This window comes from Bacillus sp. FSL H8-0545 (assembly GCF_038006105.1).
In the GTDB taxonomy this organism is placed as follows: domain Bacteria; phylum Bacillota; class Bacilli; order Bacillales; family Bacillaceae_G; genus Bacillus_A; species Bacillus_A cereus_U.
The window spans coordinates 1,398,467-1,419,471 of sequence record NZ_JBBOUO010000001.1 but is presented as its reverse complement, the minus strand read 5'-3'; the positions used below and the strand labels follow the sequence as shown (position 1 = coordinate 1,419,471).

The following is a 21,005-nucleotide window of genomic DNA, read 5'->3' as shown; positions in this document are numbered from 1 at the left end:
AAATGTCCTCATCATCATAAAGAAAACTGTTTTCGGTTCTCACATAAGCAATAATAATATGTAATACACAGTACAACAATACTTAACCAAAACGTAAAATAACCAATTTTCTCTACAAACAAATGCATAATCCCGTATCTCGGCATTTGCCAAAATAAATAATCAATTGCATCATTATGTAATATCCATATGCCAGCTACAGTGAAGTGCCATTTTTTTATCCGATAAAACGGAGCATATAACATCCCCTGCACTGCCATCGCAAAATGAGATAACATTAACATATATCCCATAAGGCCAATAGGACCTTTTACATAAATCATAATTGCATTTACAACAACAGCCCAAATACCATATTTTATTAAAGTAACTATCGCTAACGCTTCTATTAACCCCCAGTTCTTCTTCATCAAAAAAGCAATTAAAACAAAGACAAAAAAGAGACTTGCCATAGGGCTATCTGGTACAAACGGCCAAAATATAGGTGAGGTTTCTTTTAATTGATTTCCATACCATATGAATCCGTAAATTGTACCTAATATGTTAACAACCAATAAAAATAATAGTACCGAACGTTGCCTTAACATTGCATACAAGTAAACCAAGCTGTATGTCCAACACCTTTCAAACAAAGTAATTCTTTCATCGAACTCTACTCTATTATATAGCAAACTTTCCGTCATCAAAATAAAAAGCTGACTACAGATTTTGTAGTCAGCTTTTCTATTATTTTTTATTATACTTTGCAACGAATTCCGAAAGCTTTTTCAGTTCCTCATCTGTACCTTTAAATACCCCTTTAGGCATTGAACCTTTTCCATCTTTCGCAATTTTAGCGATTTCTTCTGGTTTTAAAGTTAAGTTTTGCAAAGCCGGTGCTGCCGCCCCGCCCTGTAAATTGTCACCATGACACGTTAAACAAGTATTTTTTTGCATTAACTTGTAGCCGTCATCATTTTTATCAACTGGTGCTGTTTTTACAATTGCTCCTTGTTTTTTTGCAGCTTCCCAGTCGTGGTGTGCTACAGATTCCCAAGTTAAAAAGATAATCGATGCAATTGCTAAAAGCATAAACCCTGTTGCTACAGGACGCTTCAATGGCGCTCTTTCTGGGCCTCGATCTAGAAACGGAGCTAATAGTAACGCTCCAAACGCAATCCCCGGCATAATAAACGCACCAATTACAGTAAATGAGCCTGAAGCGTACGAATACTTTAATAACTGATACAAGAATAAGAAATACCAATCTGGAAGTGGTATATATCCTGCATCTGTAGGATCCGCCATTCTCTCAAGCGGTGACGGATGCGCCACTGTTAAACATAAATAACCGATTAAAAAAACTGCACCAACCATCCATTCTTTTAACAAGAAATTCGGCCAAAACGCTTCTGTTTTCCCTGGATATTCAGAATAATCTTTTGGAATATTTGGGTTCCGAGCTACCGGTACCCGAGAATCTCCTACAAACTTCATCCCTTTGCCGCGATGCATAATCTCCCTCCTTTTGTTCTTTCCCCTTTAATTTAGCAATCTCTTATAGCGGACCGGAAATACCTTGTTTGCGAATCATGATGAAGTGGAAGGCCATTAAACCTAGAAGTGCTGCTGGTAAGAAGAAGACGTGAATAGCAAAGAAGCGAGTTAATGTTTGAGCGCCAACAATTTCAGAATGACCAGCGAGTAATGTTTTAATATAAGGACCAATGAGCGGCGTTTGCTCTGCGATTTGAATCCCTACTTTCGTAGCAAATAAAGCTTTCATATCCCACGGTAATAAATATCCGGTAAAACCAAGACCTAACATAACAAAGAAAATAAGAACACCAACAATCCAGTTTAACTCACGAGGCTTTTTATACGCACCCTGGAAGAAAACTCTGAGTGTATGTAAAAACATCATTACAATTACGAGACTGGCACCCCAGTGGTGCATACCACGAACAATTTGTCCATACGCCACTTCATTTTGTAAATAGTAAACCGACTCCCAAGCATTTTTAATATCAGGCACATAATACATCGTTAAAAACATTCCAGACAAAATTTGAATTACAGTAACGAAAAAGGTAAGTCCTCCGAAGCAGTAGACGAATGCAGAAAAGTGATGCGCCGGGTTAACATGCTCAGGTACTTCATGATCAGCGATATCACGCCATATCGGTGTAATATCTAAACGTTCGTCCACCCAATCATAAATTTTATTTAGCATCTACTTTGCACCCCCTTTTGGCTTCGCTTTTCCTAAATAAAGTGTTCCATCTTTTACTTTGGATTCGTATACGTCAAGTGGAGCAAGAGGCGGTGTGCCTTTAATGTTCATCCCATCTTTTGTGTAACGTCCCCCGTGACACGGGCAAAAGAATTGATTAGGATGTGCTTTGTCCGAATTCCAGTTCACTGTACAACCTAAATGTTTACACACTGGAGAAAACGCAACAATGTCTCCGCTTTCATCTTTATGCACCCAAGCAGATTTTGGCTCTTCAGACTTGTACCATCCGTCAACCTGCTTCACCTTAAAATCGAAGCGCTTCGGCTCTGTTGTAATATCCTTTACTTGTCCAACAGCAACCATATCTGTTCCCGCTTCTTTTCTTAACACCGGATCAAGCGCAAACCGCGTCATCGGCATTAAAATACCCGCCGCCATAAAGCCTCCTACCCCTGTAAGTGTGTAATTTAAAAACTGTCTTCTTGACACACGATGTTCTTTCTCGCTCACGAAAATTTCCCCCCTCTATCAGAAATTGTCCCCTCGTGAAAAAATTATATAAAAAATAAATACTAGGACACTATCATGATATAATACCCTCTTGTATAGGTCAATATCATACTACTCATAATAATAAGAACTTTCTGTTTATTGTTACCTTATCCATCTTTCTTCCAACATTACCATAATATTTTTTATGTGAGCACGAATAACTTCCCTTTTCGCTTGATCACTAAATTGCTCTAATGATAACGATGGAAACCAAAATAAATCACCCTGCAACTCTTGCATATCTTCTTTCCATGAAAAATCACTTGTCACATAGGCAATATGCTTAAAACCTTGCCTTTGCAAATGATCTGTCCATTCTTGCAAACGGTCTTTTTCATTCTTTTGGCTCTCTACCAAATACGTAAATGCGGGCAGTAAAAGCACTCTTCCTTTATACTCCCTTTCCAACTCCATACTCAAAGCCTCAATAAATTCACCTTGCTCTACAACCATTTTCATTTCTTTTGCTGCCGAAATAGACAAAAGGGGGATAATCCCTGTATCTACATACTCCCTCGCTTGCTCAAACTGTTCCACATCTTTTACAATCCATTTCACCTTTTCTCCCCTCCTTCACCATAAATGACAGAACTTTCACTTTATATATATTAAACCATACTAAAAGAGGTAAAAAAAGAAAAACTACCTATTATTTAAGTAGTTTTTCTTAAAAAGTCTGAAATTCGTAAAGATTACATAATCAAAATGAATTCTATAAAATTTTTAACTCTGCTGTTAACCTATGAAATGCTTCCTTATCTTGCTTATCCAAAGCTTCATCAATTTGTTTCAAAAGACGCTCTCTTCTAAATGAGAATACACTTTCTTCTAAAAATCGTTCTGCAAGCAATCGATCTTTTTCATTCACTTCAATATGCTTTGGCAAATATGGATTTTCTTCTAATACAGCTACATAGTTTGCATTTTGGAACGATGATTTAAAATTAAGCTGAATATAAATATCCTCATCTCGATTCAAACGAATATCATGAAACGACTTTTCTGCATCTGTTGTCATTACATTTTGTTTAAAAAAGTGAAACGGTGTGTCTTTCACACAATTCGCTGACATTACTAAGCCACGCGGACAATATTTTGCATGTTCTACGAAGTGGACTTTATGCATTAATTGATCGTGACTCATTAAATAATTCAAAATCCATACACATTCACGCTGTTTCAGTTGGTAATTATTCAAAAACCATTTTACAAAATCCTTCTTCTCGTTTACAGAAACAGGGGTATTCATAGCGATTAAGTCCCTCCTCTGTCTTGCTCTTTTCTTTTTAGATTCAAGAAGCGGCATTCAGTTTCCTTCCAACTTACGAAAAATCCTCTAAATTATATAACAATTCTTCAATATGAATTTGTGTCGGGTCTAGTTGTATTAACTGCGTAAATACTTCTTTCGCCTCTTTTCGCATTCCTTCTTCTAATAAGAAATAACCGTACTCTTCCAAGAAATCTGGATGATTCTTAAAAGAAGTATATGCACTTTCATAGTGTTTTAATGCATCCGAATACATTTCTAATTGTTTTTTTGCAAATGCAAGATCCCAAAGTAGTTGTGTATCTGGTTCTCCACTGTCAATTGTACGCTCTACAACTGCAATTAGCTCTTCGTATTTCTCTTGTTCTTTTAAGATATACGCATATTTTAATGTCGCACCTAAATGTCCCGGATCTAGCTCCAGCGCTTTTTGAAGCACTTCTTCTGCCTCCGCTATTTTACCTAATTTCGCCGCAATATTCGCTAATTCTACATAGAAAGGAACAGAAAGCTCATCTACTTTAATTCCTTCTTGAAGTGTTTCATAGCTTTCTTGAAGCATGCCTTCTTTTTCATAGCTTTTCGCTAAATACATGTATAACGATGCGTACTCAGGATCTAATTCTTTTAATTCTTGCCAAGCACCAATTGCTCTTTGATATTCTTCCCCTTGGTATAATGTGAAGGCATATCCAAATAGTGAGTGAATATCTTTTTGCTCTTCTAACCCCGCCTCATAGTAAGAGATTGCCTCTTCCCAGTTTCCAATAGCACTTAAAGTTTCTGCTAGACGAAGCGCAATGACAACACCGCCCATAACTTTATGTTCTGCTAGTAACGATTCATAATAAGTGATCGCCTTTTTCTCTTCACCTTTACTACTATATAATTCTGCTAATCCAAACGTAATAACAGGTTCGTCTGGCATCATTTCTTTCGCCTTTAATAGTTTTTGTTCTGCTACATCATCAAAACCTTGCATTTGGAATAAATCTGCAACAAGTAATAGCGATTGAACATATAGATCATCATTTTCTGGAATATCATGAAGCACTTCAATCGCTTCATCTTCTTTATCTAAATCAATATATAATTCTGCTAAAAATAATGTAAATTCACTTTCTTCTGGATATAACAAGCGTAAATCATCAATAATTGCTAACGCCTCATCCATAAACCCAAGTGTATGATAGTAACGAGCGATATCATACTTCTCTTCATCATTAGCAACTCGTAGTTGTTCTTTTAATAATTGTAATCCTTTTTCTGCTTCACCGTTTTCAATATAAGAAACAGCTTGTTCAAACTTTTGCATAAACGTCTCCTTTAATTCAAAAAATATTCTCTTCTGTTCATTTATCATAAGCAACTAGGTGTAAGAACGCAACCTTTTGAGTGAACTACCTCTTCCTATATTTGCTCTTATAGCGCAGCTAATTGTTCGAAAAATTTCGGATACGATACAGCGACCGCATCACTATTCTCTATTTTCACTTCTCCATCTATAATACACGATGCGATTGCAAGCATCATCCCAATACGATGATCGCCGTGACTATTAACAGTATTTCCTTTTAAACTTTGTTTACCATATATAATCATACCATCTGGTGTAGGTTCAATCTTCGCGCCTAATTTGCCTAATTCATCTACAACCGTATCGATACGGTTTGTTTCTTTTACTTTTAACTCCTCAGCGTTTTTAATAACAGTAATTCCTTCTGCCTGCGTTGCCAATAAAGCAATTACAGGAATTTCATCAATTAATCTTGGAATAAGAGTTCCACCAATTTCTATTCCTTTTAGTTTAGATGTTTCAATCGTAATATCTCCGCACGGCTCAAACTCTTCATTTCTAATATGATTGATAGAAATAAGTGCACCCATCTTTGTTAATACATCTAAAATCCCTGTTCTCGTCGGATTTAAACCAACGTTTTCCAATACAAGCTTACTATTTTGGACAATTGCACCAGCTACTAAGAAAAATGCCGCCGAAGAAACATCTCCTGGAACTTCTATGTCTGCACCTTTAAGTTGTTGTCCGCCTTGTAATGAAACGCTCCGTCCATTAACATCTACGGTACAACCAAATGCACGTAACATTCTTTCCGTATGATCACGAGATTGCATAGGCTCTGTTACTGTAGTTACGCCTTCCCCTTGCAAACCCGCAAGTAAAACTGCTGACTTCACTTGTGCACTCGCTACTGGTGAATGATAATGCATACCTTTTACCTTACCACCGCGAATAGATAAAGGTGTATATTGTCCGTTTTCTCTACCATCAATTTGAGCATTCATCTTACTAAGCGGGTCTGTAACACGTTTCATAGGACGTTTTCCAATTGATGCATCCCCAATTATCGTACTATGGAACGGCGTATTTGCTAAAATTCCAAGCATCAGACGAATAGTCGTCCCTGAATTTCCCACATCTAATACTTCTTTCGGTTCTTGCAAATTTGCTAATCCTTTACCATAAATCGTGACATCGTTCCCACTCTGTTCAATCTGGACACCTAGTTTTTGAAAACATGCAATTGTACTTAAACAATCTTCGCCTAATAAAAAATTTGATACTTTCGTCGTCCCTTCCGCTATCGCTCCAAACATAACAGAGCGATGTGAAATAGATTTATCTCCTGGAACAACAATTTTCCCATTCAAACTATTTTTTCGTCCTACTAGTTTCAAACTGTATCCTCCTCACATTTTAAATAGTTTATATGTACAATAGTTCTTCTTATACGTCTACTTCTATTGTAACGTTTTCTTTCTTGAACGTGCAAACAACTCCCCTTATTGCAGTTCAAATGAAAAAGGCTCCTGTTACAGGAGCCTTCACCATTTCTTAAGAATACGTTTCTTCTTTCTTCACTTGTTCTTTTACAAGTTCCGTAAGTAATTCAATAATCTCATCATTTTCTTCTTTTAATCCAACAGTAATACGAATACCATCATGCATACCAAATGCTGCACCAGAACGAACGATATATCCTTTTTTCATTAATCGTTCGAAAGCTTCATTACCAGGTATACCGAGTTTCAAGAAAATGAAATTCGTTTGAGATGGATAGTAGAATACGTTATATTCCTTACAAAATGCATAATATTGATTTAATCCTTCGGTATTTTTCTTCACACACTCTTGTAAAAACTGTTGATCCTCTATTGCCGCTACTGCTACCGCTTGGGCGATAGTTGATGTGTTAAATGGTAGTCTTGCTACCTCTAGCTGCCCAATAAGCTTTGCATCCCCAATCGCATATCCAATACGAAAAGCAGCTAATCCATATGCTTTTGAGAATGTGCGTAGCACCATAAGATTTTCGTACTTTTCAAGAAGGGGTAATGTTTGCGGATAATCTTCTGCCCCAGCATATTCATAATATGCTTCGTCCATAATAACGAGCGCTGACTTTGGAACTGATTCTAAAAATGAAAGTAATTTTTGTTTTTCTACATATGTACCTGTCGGATTATTCGGATTACAAATCCATACAATCTTCGTTTTCTCATCTACTTGCTGTAACATTGCATCTAGATTGTGAATACCATTTTCAAGTGGTACTTCCCGAACTTCCGCTCCTTCAATAACAGCATGATGATAATATTGTGAGAACGTAGGATTCGCCATTACAACATTTGTTCCGTTATGTAGCAAAGCGCGACTAATCATTTGAATGACTTCATCTAACCCGCTACCAAATAAAAGTTGTTCCGCTTTTACACTTAAATGCTCTGCTACTTTCTCACGAAGCTCAAAAGCCGCCCCGTCCGGGTAGAGTGCATATTGATTGGCTAACGAAGTTAATGCTTCTGTCACACGCGCAGAGCAGCCAAACGGATTTTCATTCGATGCTAACTTCACAATTTTTGACAATCCATATTCTCTTTTTACTTCTTCAATATTTTTCCCAGGTACATATGCTCTCAAAGTTAACAATTGCTCTTTTACTCTCACTTTTATTCCCCCAGTCATTGATATGATTTATAATTCCTTACTGTCATCTTTCATCATAACCGTCACCATTACGAGAATACCTTTAAATATGCATTTCATACCTGTTCTACCAACTTTTTTAGACCATATCCTTTTGAAATGCTTCTAACGCAATATGAACAGTCTCATCTGAAATAGATACGACATTCACTCCCCCATATTCCTGCATAAGCACCATATGAATTGTTCCAGCATTTGCTTTTTTATCTTGTTTCATCAACTGAACGAGACGTTCTACATTCAAGTCACTTGGCATTTTTGGATAACCGTATTTCAAGAACCACTGCTTCATTTCTTCATAAGAAAGATCAATTTTGTACACTTGCTCACTTAAAAACATGGCAAATAGCATACCAACCGCTACTCCATCACCGTGAGTAATATTTCCATATCCTAACTCTTTTTCAAGAGCATGTCCTAACGTATGCCCAAAATTTAAATGGGCACGTACACCTTTTTCTGTTTCGTCTTGCGACACAATATTCGCTTTCACAGGAATCGCCTTCGTTAATATATGAATTAACTTTTCATCACGAAGATCCGTTAACGTTTGCACTTCTTCTTTTAACCAATGATATAGCTCTACATCACCAATAAGAGCATGCTTTATCACTTCTGCATAACCTGATCGCCACTCTTTTTCAGGAAGTGAATGTAAAAATGGCGTATGATATACAACAGCTTCTGGCTGATGAAACGCTCCAATCATATTTTTTCCTAGTGGATGGTTAATTGCTACTTTCCCGCCTACTGCGCTATCATGAGCTAATAAAGTCGTTGGAACTTGAACAAAGCGAATACCACGCATAAACGACGCGGCAACAAATCCAGCCAAATCTCCAATCATTCCGCCTCCAAGTGCGATGATTAAAGAATTTCTATCTAATTTATTTTCAAGAGCCGAAGTGTGAGCCTCATAGAAATTTTCAAAAGACTTCTCTTTTTCGCCACTCGGTACAACAAACGAAAATACTTTTTGCTCTACTTGCAATGCATCAACAACTGTCTGTAAATGCAGTGATGCAACAGCTTCATCAGAAATAATCATTATGTTAGATACAGCAGGATTCATTTTTTGAATAAGCGTTGTTAAATGTAACAACGCCTCCCTTCCAACATGTACATCATATTCTTTTGATTTCGTTTGAATATGTATGTTCTCCATTAAAATCCCCTCGCATATTCATTATGTTTCTCAATATTTTCACGTATAAGATCGATACGATCCAATCCAAATTGTTCAATTAAAGCTGTCGCGAGCTCCCAAGCGACAACAGCTTCAGCCACAACGCTAGCTGCCGGTACTGCACAACTATCTGAACGTTCAATACTCGCTGTAAAAGGTTCTTTCGTATCAATATCAATACTTTGAAGCGGTTTATACAATGTCGGTATCGGTTTCATAACACCGCGCACAACAACCGGCATACCAGTTGTCATGCCACCTTCTAATCCACCTGCATTGTTCGTTTTTCTTCTGTATCCTTGCACTTCATCCCAAAGGATTTCATCATGTACTTCACTTCCGGGTCTATGTGCTGCTTCAAAACCAATTCCAATTTCAACACCTTTAAAAGCGTTAATACTCATAATTGCCGCTGCTAATTTTGCATCTAATTTTCTATCATAATGTACATAGCTACCTACTCCGATTGGCATTCCTTCTACAACTACTTCAACAATACCACCGATAGAATCACCATTTGCCTTCGCATCATCAATTGCTTGCATCATCTTTTTACCGGCCTTTTCATCTAAACAACGTACAGGAGATACTTCTGTAGTACTTTGTAATTCCTCAATAGAGTTATATGTGATATTTTCTGCCTGTACACCACCAATCTCGACAACATGTCCCGCTACTTGTACACCTAATTCCGCTAATATTTTTTTTGCAACTGCACCAGCTGCAACACGAACTGTCGTTTCACGTGCGGAAGAACGCTCTAATACATTCCTCATATCTCTATGACCATATTTAATCGCACCATTTAAATCTGCGTGTCCAGGTCTAGGTTTCGTAACTTGCCTTTTCATTTCTTTCTCTTCCTGCTCAGTTAACGGCTTTGCACCCATAACCTTTGTCCAATGTGTAAAATCACGATTTTCAACAACAAGTGCAATCGGGGACCCCATCGTCTTCCCATGCCTAACACCACTTACAATTTGCACTTGGTCTTTCTCAATTTGCATGCGTCTACCGCGTCCATATCCTTTTTGTCTTCTAGCTAATTCTTCATTTATATCATTCGCTACTAAAGATAATCCTGCCGGAACACCTTCTAAAATTGTCGTAAGTTGCGGACCGTGGGATTCACCAGCTGTAATATATCGCATACGTTATTCCTCTTTTCGCATATGTATTTATCCCGCTACATAAAGTAACTATATTATCTTCCATCACTCTTTAAAATACAAAGAAATTATATAGTAAATCGAGTATTTGCTTTCCCTACTTGTAATTATTCTATTATTTTCATAATAATAGACCTTTTACTTTACATACCAATATATCATAACAGTCCTAACTTCGTAACTGATCGAAATAAAAAAAAGTGCAAGAAGAATACCCCTATTCTTCTTGCACTTTTTACTATTATCACAGTTATTAAAGCGTTTACAAATTATTTCAAAATAATTAGTAAATCCATTGATTCATTAATTTTGAGTAGTCTACTAATTCTTCTTCCTTAAAGAAAATAGCAATCTCGCGCTCTGCACTTTCTAAAGAATCCGAACCGTGGATAATGTTTTTCGCAACAGTTACACCGAAATCTCCGCGAATTGTTCCCATATCAGCTTCATGTGGGCGTGTTTTACCCATCATATTGCGTGCTGTATCTACTACATTTTCACCTTGCCATACCATTGCGAATACAGGGCCAGATGTAATAAAGTCTACTAATTCACCAAAGAAAGGTCTTTCTTTATGCTCACCGTAGTGTTGTTCAGCAATTTCCGGAGTAACTTGCATTAATTTTGCACCAACTAATTGAAAGCCCTTTTTCTCAAAACGAGCTACGATTTCCCCAATGAATGCACGTTGTACACCGTCTGGTTTTACCATTAGAAATGTTTTTTCCATAAAAAATCTCTCCACTTCTGAATTATGTATGTAATTGTATATCCCCACACACATAGTAACACCCTTATCACAATTGTGCAATAGTTTTGAAATAGAGAGATTATTTTATTTTTTAGAAAAATCACTAAAATTTTCGTTTTCCAATATACTTTGCAACATTTTGCAACGCGTACTTCGCCTGTCCACGAGGGAGTGGTTTTATTATTTCTAATGCTTTATGTAAATAACGTTCACTAAACGAAAATGCTTTATCAATAGCTTCGCTCGCTTTAATATCATCAATAATTTCTTTCATTTCACTTGCTGTTGTATTTTCATGCACAGATGTAATTTTCTGACGAAGAACTGGATCTTCCATGGCATACAAAACAGGTAATGTAATGTTACCTTGTAATAAATCACCACCAGCAGGCTTTCCAAGCTTCTCTTCTGTCGATACGAAATCTAAAATATCATCAATAATTTGATAAGACATACCAACAAAATATCCATACCAAAATAGACGATTTACAGTATCACGATTAGCACCAGCAGCAATCGCTCCCAACTGACAACTCGCGGCGATTAACAATGCTGTTTTTCGTTTTATCCTTCTTAAATACGTTCTTAAATTTTGATCATAGTTATACTTATCTTTAATTTGTTCGATTTCACCTTTACAAACTTCTAAAATTGTATGAGACAACGCTTGATGTGCATCTGGAATTTCTATATTTGTTATACATTCAAGAGACTTCGCAAACAAGTAGTCTCCTGTATACATTGCAATACGATCTCCCCATTTCGCATTCACTGTTGCGCTACCGCGTCGTAAAAACGCAGCATCAATGACATCATCGTGAACAAGCGAAGCCATATGAATAAGTTCTAATGCAACCGCAACATGCTTAATTGCATCTAACTTATAATCCCCAAATTTCCCTGCAAGCAAAACAAAAACAGGGCGAATCCGCTTCCCACCTGCTTCAATAAGCTGTAATGCCGCTTCTTCTACTAACGGCTGCTCAGAAGCAACTGTCTTCTTCAATTCTTTTTCTATAACATTAATATCCGATCGTAAAAAAGAGTACATAAGTTGTAACTTCATATTGTTCACCTTAACCTAAAACGTCTTTTTTCTTTTTTCTATTTTGATTCTGGTTTAATACCTAAATGCATAGCTGCTACACCAAAAGTAAATGGTTTCACTTGCACATTCTTAAGCCCAGCTTCTTCAAACATATTTGCTAACTCTTTCATCCCTGGGAATGTACTAGCAGATTCCTGAAGCCATGAATATTCTTTATAACTTTTCGCAAACATCTTTCCAAATAACGGCATGATATATTTAAAGTATAAGACATATCCTTGACGAAAACCTATCATCGTTGGTTGGGATGTTTCCAGGCAAATTACTTTTCCACCAGGCTTTACTACACGCGTCATTTCTTTTAATACTTGCATGTAATCCGGAACGTTACGTAACCCAAAACCAATCGTTACATAATCAAATGTATTATCTTCATAAGGAAGTTCCATTGCATTTCCATGCATAAGTTCTACTTGCTTTAATTCTAAAGCTTCTACCTTTTGTTTACCGACAGCTAGCATATTTTCGCTAAAGTCTAAACCGTAAACCTTCCCATCTTCCCCTACAGCTCCCGCTAGTGCAATTGTCCAATCTGCCGTCCCGCAGCATACATCAAGTGCCTTACTCCCAGGTTTCACATCCATAATTCGCATCGTTTCTTTACGCCATGCCTTATGCCTTTGAAAACTAATTACAGAATTCATCACATCGTATTTATCAGAAATTTTCTCAAATACGTCATGTACTCTTTCTTCTTTTGATTGTTGCATGCTCGTACCTTCTTCCAATGTAAAGTTGCTTATGTCCTTGATTTATCTCTTAACATAGAAATTATCTCATTAACTTCTGTATGATTCTCTAAAAAATTTTCTTCCTGCTTTCTCATTTCCATAAGCCATTCATTAATAACTGTTTCTAGATTTTTATCGTCATCCAATGAGATTTTTTGGACCGCTTGAAAAACAGGTGAATTTTGTTTATCCGCATACAATTGACACTCTTTTTGAAGACGATTTTTTCCTAACACATAAGTTATATATGGTTTCCAATTAGATAAATGAAAATGATCACATGTTTTTTGCAAAAGCGCAGATTCAATTATTACTACACTTTCCATTATGTCTTGAATCGCCACATGTGCTTTTTGATATAGCATAATTTTATGTTCATTAATCTCCTTAATTCCTTCAGCAAGTGCACGAATTAAGATAATATCACAATTCATTGACAATAAGTAATAGTATAGACCACTATAATAATCCCCTGCAAGAACTGTCAATTGACGACGCTTATGGAATCCACTCGTCTCTTCGTTTGCTTTATTTGATACTTTTTCATGTGTATCAAGAGCAATTTGTACAAGCATAATCGTTACTACATAATGATCAATTTGTTCTTTATGTATATTTGCACTTTTTAATGCACCGTATAACAGCGCTATTTTTTCTTCATCAATAAATGGTTCTTCAATATAGTTTATAAAATAAGGATGGCGTAATTTCTCCATCAATTTCTCTTTAATACCCGCATACCCTCCGTAGATGTCACACACAAAAAATCACCCTTGTTTTCTAATTCATAAAATTTATTATAACACATACATTCTATTTTCTATAATCAAAACTTGGCTACTTCTGCCAAACTGCCCCCGAATAAAGCCTCACCTTTCATTCATACGAGTTATCTTCGTCTCTAACAACTACAAACATTCATTTCCACAAAAGGCAGAAGTAATTTTCACCCTTTATATTCTTGCTCTTTAACACTAAAACTATATCATTTTTTTGTATATAAAAAAAAGAAAAGCAGTTTCCCGCTTTTCTTTACTTCGTCTTAATAAACGATAAAATTTCACTACGTGCTGCTGCATCATTTTCTAACACGCCGCGCACCGCAGTCGTTATTGTTTTCGCACCAGGCTTTTTCACACCACGCATCGTCATACACATATGCTCTGCTTCTACTACTACCATTACACCATGCGGCTCTAGTACTTCCATAATAGAGTTAGCTACTGTTGATGTAATTCGTTCCTGTAGTTGCGGACGACGCGCAATTGTGTCTACAGTACGGGCTAATTTACTTAGCCCTGTTACTTTTCCACCTTGCGGAATATATGCAACGTGAGCAACTCCATAAAACGGAACAAGATGATGCTCACACATCGAATAGAATGGTATATCTTTTACTAATACAAGCTCTTCGTGGTCTTCTCCGAATACTTTGTGTAAATGCTCTTTCGGATCCTCATGCATCCCTGAGAATACTTCTGCGTACATTTTCGCAACACGTTTCGGTGTATCAAGTACTCCCTCGCGATTTGGGTCATCTCCGATTGCCTCTAAAATAAGACGTACTGCATGTTCAATTTGTTCTAAATTAACTTTTGCCATCCGCTAGCCCTCCCGAAAAACCTAAAAGTGATACGAACACATTCTAGCATATTTATGTTTTTAAAAGCAAAAAGAAGAGTTTCCAAAAAGGAAACTCTTCTTCCCTGTTAATATGTAAGGATTATTTAACCGCATCTTTTAACGCTTTACCAGGTTTGAATGCAGGTACTTTACTTGCAGCGATTTCAATCTCCTCACCTGTTTGTGGGTTACGACCTTTACGAGCCGCACGCTCACGAACTTCGAAGTTACCGAATCCGATTAGTTGTACTTTATCACCTTGTTTTAAAGCTTCTAAGATAGAATCAAAAACAGCGTCCACTGCTTTTGTTGCGTCCTTTTTAGAAAGGGAACTTGCTTCTGCAACAGCATTGATTAAATCTGTCTTGTTCATGCCATTCACCTCCTCCCAAAGATAAGACTGTATAATGATCATAAAATGAGTCTTACTTTCATTTGTAGGCAATTTTTGCAAATTCTATACTACAAAGATGTAGATAAATCATTATCAACGCCTATATTATACGATTCTCCTTTATAATTCAATATTTTTAAGGAAATTGTTACTCTTAAAATGTGAATTTCTGATGAAACTTGACAATTTACAACAAAATATTAGATAATGGCTGTTTATTTTTCTATTACGAACTCAAAAAGAAAAAAATCCCTCTGCAATTAGAGGGATTTTTTTCTTATAATATAATCGCAATTAATCCGCCAGATCCTTCATTAATAATTCTTTCTAGCGTTTCTTTTAACTTATAACGAGCGTTTTCTGGCATTAGTGATAACTTCGCTTGAATTCCTTCTCTAACAATAGAGCTAAGAGAGCGCCCAAATATATCAGAATTCCAAATTGATAGCGGGTCATCTTCAAAATCTTGCATCAAGTAACGAACTAGTTCTTCACTTTGTTTTTCAGTACCGATAATCGGTTCAAATGTTGATTCTACATCCACTTTAATCATATGAATAGACGGCGCAACCGCTTTTAATTTAACACCGAACCTTGAACCGTGACGAATAATTTCCGGTTCATCTAAGCTCATATCAGCTAATGCAGGCGCTGCTACTCCATATCCGGTTTGTTTTACCATCCGCAGGGCATCCGCCACTTGGTCATACTCTGTTTTCGCATGAGATAAATCGAGCATAAGCTTCAATAAATGATCTTTCCCTCGAATCTCTACTCCTACTACTTCTTTTAAAATTTGATCATACAATTCATCTGGCGCATATAAATCAATCTCTGCCACACCTTGCCCCATATCAATGCCAGCTAGACTTGCTCGATCAATAAATTCATATTGACTAAACTGCCAAACGACACGGTCCACATCACGAAGACGTTTTATATCCTTTACAGTCTCTTGAACCGCTTCCTGATAACTTTGGCGTAACCAATGTCCTTCATTTAGCACCATTACCCAGCTCGGAAGGTTTACATTCACTTCTAAAACCGGGAACTCGAATAACGCTTCTCGAAGTACGTTATACACATCTGTTTCTCTTAAACTCTCTACACTCATCGCAATTACTGGGATATCATATTCTTCTGATAAACTTTGACGTAACTGCTCCGTATCTGGATGATATGGCTGTACAGTATTGATAATCATAATGAAAGGCTTTCCTACTTCTTTTAACTCATTTACAACGCGTTCTTCTGCCTCTATATAATCTCTTCTTGGAATTTCACCAATTGTTCCATCTGTTGTAATAACGACACCTATTGTTGAATGCTCTTGAATTACTTTACGTGTTCCGATTTCTGCAGCTTCATGGAATGGAATAGGCTCTTCATACCAAGGAGTATTAATCATGCGCGGACCATTCTCATCTTCATAGCCTTTTGCTCCTGGAACCGTATATCCAACACAATCTACTAATCGAATATTCACTTCAAGACCTTCATCTACTTCGATAGAAACCGCTTGGTTTGGAACAAACTTCGGTTCCGTCGTCATTATTGTACGACCAGCAGCACTTTGAGGCAGTTCATCCTGCGCTCTTTGACGGTCTGACTCATTTTCAATATTGGGAATAACAACAAGTTCCATAAATTTTTTAATAAATGTTGATTTCCCTGTTCGAACAGCTCCTACAACTCCAAAATAAATATCACCGCCTGTGCGTTCCGCAATATCTTTAAAAATATCTACCTTTTCCAAGTGATTCCCTCCCTCAATATTTTTGGGAATAATTCCACGTTTATAGTCAACTAATACCTTCTCTAACGTTGCCTATAATATCTGATATAATATAATGGTATTCTAGAAGTTCGGACAATATATCATATAATTTTGTCCAATTTCATATGACTATTTAAAAATACCTTTTGTTTGCATCGCAAGTTGTATAACATAAAAAACCTTTCTTCTAGAACTTATTCACTAAAAGAAAGGTTCATGACTTATGATTTTAAAAAAATTGGTTCTCCATTTTTTACTGTGTACGGCAAAGAATATGCAGGAACAAACGGGGAATCCTTCGATAGTATACTCCGGATATCTTCGCCTTCTTTAAATTGCCCTTCATTTTTTTTCAACACTTCATATAAGTCGATTCTATAATCAACAAACAATTCTCCTTTTTCATTGATTACAAGAGGGAGACCTTTTCCTGAGTACGGACTTGTCACTTGTGGTACATCTTTATATCCTAGTTTTTTGAAGTCTAATTCATAAACACCATCTGTAATCACTTTTTTAAAAGGTGGATATTGATGTTCATCCCGATACATCCTTAGCTTCAATGCCACTTCTTGAATTTGTTCCGCCATTCTCACATCAATTAACTTTACTGTCGGATTTTTTTCAACATCTATTAATACATATTGATATACTCCACCACTTTCATACGCATTCCCTGGCGCCTCTTGTATGTACCTTGGAGCAATTTTTTGAAAATCAATTGGATACTTCTGATAAATCGGCGTACTCATATCACGCGTCTTAATTGGTAATAAACCATCCGTTTGCTCCTTATATGTATTAATGGCTTTTTGTACAACTTGCAACTGGTCTTCATAAGGAATAGCACTTTGTTTCATATTTTCTCTTGGATACATACACCCTGTTAAAATGCTCATGCAACAAAATATTAAAATAATATGGATTTTTTTCACTGACAATCACCTTTTCATGCTAGTATGGACTGTTCCTTTTGTAACATTTACCGACTACACATCCTTTATTGCTCAATAGGGCCACTAAATACAACAAGGAAAATAACAATTCCCGATACAATCATGAGGGTGTACGCTACTAAAGCTGTAATCCCTTTCAAAAATTTATTCTTCATTTTATGCCTACTTAATAAAATAAAACTTACTGCAAGAAACATAAATCCAATTGCCCCTAAAGCAAACCACATTTTCATAAGCCCTTCCGACATATATACACCCCTTTACTTTCAATCTATTTTTATACTATTTTAACAAATTAAAATCTTTAAACAAATAAAAATCATCATTTTTTCGTGAATTGATGATTTTTATTTAAAATAATAAAACCGAAGCACGAAATGATGCGCTTCGGTTGACCAAATATGCCCTTAACAGCTCTATTCCCATTCTTTCATAACTATCATATGCATTCTCTAAACTCTTTGTTTCTCATAATTTATTTTTTAAACATTTTACTTAACGAACCAAAATCCGCCGGCATATTATTGTTAATAATCGCTTTTACAATTTGATCCTCTTGCTCTTTCGGCACTTCACGTCCTGCCATTAAAGCAACTTGATGAATCAATTGGCGAAGCACTTTCTCATCACGTAAGTTCGCATTTTGAACAGATGATGCTAATTTAAAAATATCTTCTTTATTCACTTTCGCTTCCTTTTCAATGTTACTAAAAATGTTGTTATCCATTCTTTTCACCCTCTCCTCAAGTTACTCTTCATCCTATGCACAAATGAAAAATTGGTGAAAAGACCCAGAAAACAAAAAAACGGTAGAAGCACAAAATGTACTTCTACCGCTTTTTTTATAATAAATCAGGTATCGCTTCAACTTCATGTTTTCGAACACGCCCCATCAATGAGCCTACTGTATCTTTTACATTTTTCCCATTGAACAACACGTCATATAAAGCGGCTGTAATCGGCATCTCAACTTCCATTTTCTCTGCCAATTCATGAGCAGCTTTCGTTGTTCGTACACCTTCAACAACCATACCCATACTTTCTAATACTTCTTCTAAAGAATGTCCTTTTCCAAGCATATTTCCCGCACGCCAATTTCGACTATGCACACTTGTACAAGTTACAATTAAGTCCCCCATACCAGTTAGACCAGCAAATGTCAGTGGATTTCCGCCCATCTTTCTTCCTAAACGAGCAATTTCCGTTAAACCACGTGTCATTAATGCGGCTTTCGCATTATCACCTAATCCAAGTCCGTCAGTTATTCCCGCAGCTAGTGCAATAATATTTTTTAAAGCACCACCTAGTTCAACTCCAACGATATCTGGGTTTGTATATACACGGAAATAGCTATTCATAAACAGATCCTGTACTTCCTCAGCCGCTTCCATACGTTTTGCTGCAGACGTAACAGTCGTCGCTTGGCGCAAACCTACTTCTTCAGCATGACTCGGCCCAGATAGTACAACAACATCCTTAATCAAGCTCTCTGGAATTTCTTCCTCAATCACTTCCGAAATACGTTTTGACGTACCTGGTTCTATTCCTTTACTTGCATGAATCCAAGTAATTGGCTCTGTAACAATTTCTTTCATCTCTTGCAATACGTCTCGGTACGCTTTCGTCGGTACTACTAGCAGTACTGTATTTACATCTACTAATGCTTCTTCTAAAGAAGAGTAGGCTACGATTGTGCTTGGCAATGTAATCCCTGGAAGATATCTACTGTTCTCACGCTTCGTATTAATTTCATTCATGAGTTCAGGACGGTTTCCCCAAATACGTACATCATGCCCATTGTCAGCTAATACCATCGCTAACGCTGTTCCCCAGCTACCTGCTCCTATTACTGTGATTTTTGTCATAAAATCACATCCTCTCCATTAGTCTCTTGCTCTAGCGATAATGTGAATCGGCGTTCCTACAAAACCGAACGCTTCACGTAAACGATTCTTTAAGAAGCGCTCATATGAAAAGTGCATTAATTCTGTATCGTTTACAAATATAACAAATGTTGGTGGTTTTACCGCAACCTGTGTCGCATAGAAGATTTTCAGACGGCTACCATTATGTGTCGGCGTTGGATTCATCGCTACCGCATCCATAATTACATCATTTAATACATTCGTTTGTACACGGATGCTATGGCTTTCATTTACCTCATTGATAACCGGTAATAACGTTTGTGTACGCTTTTTCGTTTTCGCAGATAAGAATACAATCGGTGCATACTCTAAAAATTGGAAATGAGCACGGATGTTTTCTTCAAATGCTTTCATTGTTTTTTCATCTTTTTTCACTGCATCCCATTTGTTTACAACGATAATAACAGCTCGTCCTGAATCATGAGCATATCCAGCGATTTTTTTATCTTGCTCAATAATTCCTTCTTCTCCGTCTAAAACGACTAAAACAACGTCAGAACGTTCAATCGCTCTAAGTGCACGAAGTACACTATACTTTTCTGTACTTTCGTATACTTTCCCTTTTTTACGCATACCAGCTGTATCGATGATTACATAGTCTTGATCATCTTTACTATATGGTGTATCGACAGCATCACGTGTCGTTCCCGCTATATTACTTACAATTACACGTTCTTGACCAAGAAGTGCATTTACAAGTGATGATTTCCCTACGTTTGGACGTCCAATTAAAGAGAAACGGATTGTTTCATCGTCATACGCTTCTTCTTCAATCTTTGGAAAATGATTTGCAGCTTCATCTAACAAATCACCAAGTCCTAAACCGTGTGTACCTGAAATCGGGAATGGCTCGCCAAATCCTAATGCATAAAAATCATAAATATCACTACGCATGTCTGGATTATCAACCTTATTTACCGCAAGTACAATTGGTTTTTTAGAACGGTATAAAATTTTAGCAACTTCTTCATCTGCTGCAGTTACACCATCGCGACCATTCGTCATAAAAATGATAACATCTGCTTCATCAATCGCTACTTCCGCCTGTTGACGAATTTGTGTCAAGAACGGCTCGTCTCCAATATCAATTCCACCTGTATCAATAATGTTAAACTCATGATTTAACCATTCTCCCGCACTATAAATACGGTCTCGCGTTATACCTGGTATATCTTCTACGATTGAAACTCTTTCTCCAACAATTCTATTGAAAATAGTAGATTTTCCTACGTTCGGGCGGCCTACTATTGCTATTACTGGTTTCGGCATATACTTTCATCCTTTCAACTTGCTTCTGTTTATTATGTAAAAAACCCTTCTTTGTGCAAGAAGGGATTTGCAT

General features: G+C 36.7%; 23 protein-coding genes. All 23 read right to left on the bottom strand.

Annotated features, from left to right (window positions below; translation table 11 throughout):
• Positions 1 to 14: 14 nt before the first annotated feature.
• The 23 genes from MHI07_RS07520 to der all read right to left on the bottom strand — a co-directional run bounded on the left by MHI07_RS07520 (position 15) and on the right by der (position 20,932).
• On the bottom strand, positions 15 to 605 hold the full coding sequence (locus MHI07_RS07520; RefSeq protein WP_340822853.1) for a DUF1405 domain-containing protein: 591 nt from the start codon (positions 603 to 605) through the stop codon (positions 15 to 17).
• Between the two features lie 121 nt (positions 606 to 726).
• Complete coding sequence (gene qcrC, locus MHI07_RS07515) at positions 727 to 1,494, bottom strand: menaquinol-cytochrome c reductase cytochrome b/c subunit (RefSeq protein WP_002158583.1); 768 nt, start codon at positions 1,492 to 1,494, stop codon at positions 727 to 729.
• A gap of 43 nt (positions 1,495 to 1,537) precedes the next feature.
• Positions 1,538 to 2,212, bottom strand: a complete 675-nt coding sequence (gene qcrB / locus MHI07_RS07510; RefSeq protein WP_000932700.1) for a menaquinol-cytochrome c reductase cytochrome b subunit — start codon at positions 2,210 to 2,212, stop codon at positions 1,538 to 1,540.
• A complete protein-coding gene (qcrA, locus tag MHI07_RS07505) occupies positions 2,213 to 2,725 on the bottom strand; it encodes a menaquinol-cytochrome c reductase iron-sulfur subunit (protein WP_002158584.1) in 513 nt (170 codons plus the stop codon).
• A 144-nt stretch (positions 2,726 to 2,869) separates the two neighbouring features.
• Entirely contained in the window at positions 2,870 to 3,325 is a 456-nt protein-coding gene (locus MHI07_RS07500) for a YpiF family protein (protein WP_002158585.1), read from the bottom strand.
• Between the two features lie 154 nt (positions 3,326 to 3,479).
• The gene (locus MHI07_RS07495; RefSeq protein WP_002086615.1) at positions 3,480 to 4,016 is read right to left on the bottom strand and encodes a ReoY family proteolytic degradation factor; all 537 of its coding nucleotides are present in this window, start codon (positions 4,014 to 4,016) and stop codon (positions 3,480 to 3,482) included.
• Between the two features lie 73 nt (positions 4,017 to 4,089).
• A complete protein-coding gene (locus MHI07_RS07490; RefSeq protein ID WP_002202607.1) occupies positions 4,090 to 5,352 on the bottom strand; it encodes a tetratricopeptide repeat protein in 1,263 nt (420 codons plus the stop codon).
• A 107-nt stretch (positions 5,353 to 5,459) separates the two neighbouring features.
• Complete coding sequence (gene aroA / locus MHI07_RS07485) at positions 5,460 to 6,734, bottom strand: 3-phosphoshikimate 1-carboxyvinyltransferase (protein ID WP_340822849.1); 1,275 nt, start codon at positions 6,732 to 6,734, stop codon at positions 5,460 to 5,462.
• 157 nt (positions 6,735 to 6,891) lie between these two features.
• Positions 6,892 to 8,004, bottom strand: a complete 1,113-nt coding sequence (gene hisC, locus MHI07_RS07480) for a histidinol-phosphate transaminase (protein WP_340822847.1) — start codon at positions 8,002 to 8,004, stop codon at positions 6,892 to 6,894.
• A gap of 118 nt (positions 8,005 to 8,122) precedes the next feature.
• Entirely contained in the window at positions 8,123 to 9,208 is a 1,086-nt protein-coding gene (gene aroB, locus MHI07_RS07475) for a 3-dehydroquinate synthase (protein ID WP_002158589.1), read from the bottom strand.
• Complete coding sequence (aroC, locus tag MHI07_RS07470) at positions 9,208 to 10,380, bottom strand: chorismate synthase (protein WP_340822844.1); 1,173 nt, start codon at positions 10,378 to 10,380, stop codon at positions 9,208 to 9,210. Before aroC ends, aroB begins: the two co-directional genes overlap by 1 nt.
• A 301-nt stretch (positions 10,381 to 10,681) precedes the next feature.
• Complete coding sequence (gene ndk / locus MHI07_RS07465; RefSeq protein WP_002064527.1) at positions 10,682 to 11,128, bottom strand: nucleoside-diphosphate kinase; 447 nt, start codon at positions 11,126 to 11,128, stop codon at positions 10,682 to 10,684.
• A 124-nt stretch (positions 11,129 to 11,252) separates the two neighbouring features.
• On the bottom strand, positions 11,253 to 12,215 hold the full coding sequence (gene hepT, locus MHI07_RS07460) for a heptaprenyl diphosphate synthase component II (RefSeq protein ID WP_002011823.1): 963 nt from the start codon (positions 12,213 to 12,215) through the stop codon (positions 11,253 to 11,255).
• A 38-nt stretch (positions 12,216 to 12,253) separates the two neighbouring features.
• Complete coding sequence (gene menG / locus MHI07_RS07455) at positions 12,254 to 12,967, bottom strand: 2-heptaprenyl-1,4-naphthoquinone methyltransferase (RefSeq protein WP_002158591.1); 714 nt, start codon at positions 12,965 to 12,967, stop codon at positions 12,254 to 12,256.
• A gap of 29 nt (positions 12,968 to 12,996) precedes the next feature.
• Entirely contained in the window at positions 12,997 to 13,749 is a 753-nt protein-coding gene (locus MHI07_RS07450) for a heptaprenyl diphosphate synthase component 1 (RefSeq protein ID WP_002117667.1), read from the bottom strand.
• Positions 13,750 to 14,020: 271 nt separating this feature from the next.
• Positions 14,021 to 14,590 (bottom strand): GTP cyclohydrolase I FolE, encoded by a 570-nt coding sequence (gene folE / locus MHI07_RS07445; protein WP_001151479.1) that lies wholly within the window; start codon positions 14,588 to 14,590, stop codon positions 14,021 to 14,023.
• A gap of 121 nt (positions 14,591 to 14,711) precedes the next feature.
• Positions 14,712 to 14,984, bottom strand: coding sequence for an HU family DNA-binding protein (locus tag MHI07_RS07440; protein WP_001043860.1), 273 nt, complete (start codon positions 14,982 to 14,984; stop codon positions 14,712 to 14,714).
• A gap of 298 nt (positions 14,985 to 15,282) precedes the next feature.
• Complete coding sequence (spoIVA, locus tag MHI07_RS07435) at positions 15,283 to 16,761, bottom strand: stage IV sporulation protein A (RefSeq protein ID WP_000416521.1); 1,479 nt, start codon at positions 16,759 to 16,761, stop codon at positions 15,283 to 15,285.
• 242 nt (positions 16,762 to 17,003) lie between these two features.
• Positions 17,004 to 17,717 carry a hypothetical protein gene (locus MHI07_RS07430; RefSeq protein WP_002158592.1) on the bottom strand — a complete coding sequence of 238 codons (714 nt, stop codon included), beginning with the start codon at positions 17,715 to 17,717 and terminating at the stop codon, positions 17,004 to 17,006.
• Positions 17,718 to 17,782: 65 nt separating this feature from the next.
• Entirely contained in the window at positions 17,783 to 17,986 is a 204-nt protein-coding gene (locus tag MHI07_RS07425; RefSeq protein ID WP_002011815.1) for a DUF2768 domain-containing protein, read from the bottom strand.
• 227 nt (positions 17,987 to 18,213) lie between these two features.
• Positions 18,214 to 18,465 carry a stage VI sporulation protein F gene (locus MHI07_RS07420; protein ID WP_002158593.1) on the bottom strand — a complete coding sequence of 84 codons (252 nt, stop codon included), beginning with the start codon at positions 18,463 to 18,465 and terminating at the stop codon, positions 18,214 to 18,216.
• 115 nt (positions 18,466 to 18,580) lie between these two features.
• Positions 18,581 to 19,603 (bottom strand): NAD(P)H-dependent glycerol-3-phosphate dehydrogenase, encoded by a 1,023-nt coding sequence (locus MHI07_RS07415; protein ID WP_340822839.1) that lies wholly within the window; start codon positions 19,601 to 19,603, stop codon positions 18,581 to 18,583.
• 18 nt (positions 19,604 to 19,621) lie between these two features.
• Positions 19,622 to 20,932 carry a ribosome biogenesis GTPase Der gene (der, locus tag MHI07_RS07410; protein ID WP_002011811.1) on the bottom strand — a complete coding sequence of 437 codons (1,311 nt, stop codon included), beginning with the start codon at positions 20,930 to 20,932 and terminating at the stop codon, positions 19,622 to 19,624.
• Positions 20,933 to 21,005: the final 73 nt, after the last annotated feature.

Excerpts from the sequence above, each read along its gene's own strand:
- qcrC (WP_002158583.1), bottom strand. The coding sequence starts at position 1,494 with ATGCATCGCGGCAAAGGGATGAAGTTTGTAGGAGATTCTCGGGTACCG.
- qcrB (WP_000932700.1), bottom strand. The coding sequence starts at position 2,212 with ATGCTAAATAAAATTTATGATTGGGTGGACGAACGTTTAGATATTACA.
- MHI07_RS07495 (WP_002086615.1), bottom strand. The coding sequence starts at position 4,016 with ATGAATACCCCTGTTTCTGTAAACGAGAAGAAGGATTTTGTAAAATGG.
- MHI07_RS07490 (WP_002202607.1), bottom strand. The coding sequence starts at position 5,352 with ATGCAAAAGTTTGAACAAGCTGTTTCTTATATTGAAAACGGTGAAGCA.
- aroB (WP_002158589.1), bottom strand. The coding sequence starts at position 9,208 with ATGGAGAACATACATATTCAAACGAAATCAAAAGAATATGATGTACAT.
- aroC (WP_340822844.1), bottom strand. The coding sequence starts at position 10,380 with ATGCGATATATTACAGCTGGTGAATCCCACGGTCCGCAACTTACGACA.
- ndk (WP_002064527.1), bottom strand. The coding sequence starts at position 11,128 with ATGGAAAAAACATTTCTAATGGTAAAACCAGACGGTGTACAACGTGCA.
- hepT (WP_002011823.1), bottom strand. The coding sequence starts at position 12,215 with ATGAAGTTACAACTTATGTACTCTTTTTTACGATCGGATATTAATGTT.
- menG (WP_002158591.1), bottom strand. The coding sequence starts at position 12,967 with ATGCAACAATCAAAAGAAGAAAGAGTACATGACGTATTTGAGAAAATT.
- folE (WP_001151479.1), bottom strand. The coding sequence starts at position 14,590 with ATGGCAAAAGTTAATTTAGAACAAATTGAACATGCAGTACGTCTTATT.
- MHI07_RS07440 (WP_001043860.1), bottom strand. The coding sequence starts at position 14,984 with ATGAACAAGACAGATTTAATCAATGCTGTTGCAGAAGCAAGTTCCCTT.
- MHI07_RS07425 (WP_002011815.1), bottom strand. The coding sequence starts at position 17,986 with ATGTCGGAAGGGCTTATGAAAATGTGGTTTGCTTTAGGGGCAATTGGA.
- MHI07_RS07420 (WP_002158593.1), bottom strand. The coding sequence starts at position 18,465 with ATGGATAACAACATTTTTAGTAACATTGAAAAGGAAGCGAAAGTGAAT.
- MHI07_RS07415 (WP_340822839.1), bottom strand. The coding sequence starts at position 19,603 with ATGACAAAAATCACAGTAATAGGAGCAGGTAGCTGGGGAACAGCGTTA.
- der (WP_002011811.1), bottom strand. The coding sequence starts at position 20,932 with ATGCCGAAACCAGTAATAGCAATAGTAGGCCGCCCGAACGTAGGAAAA.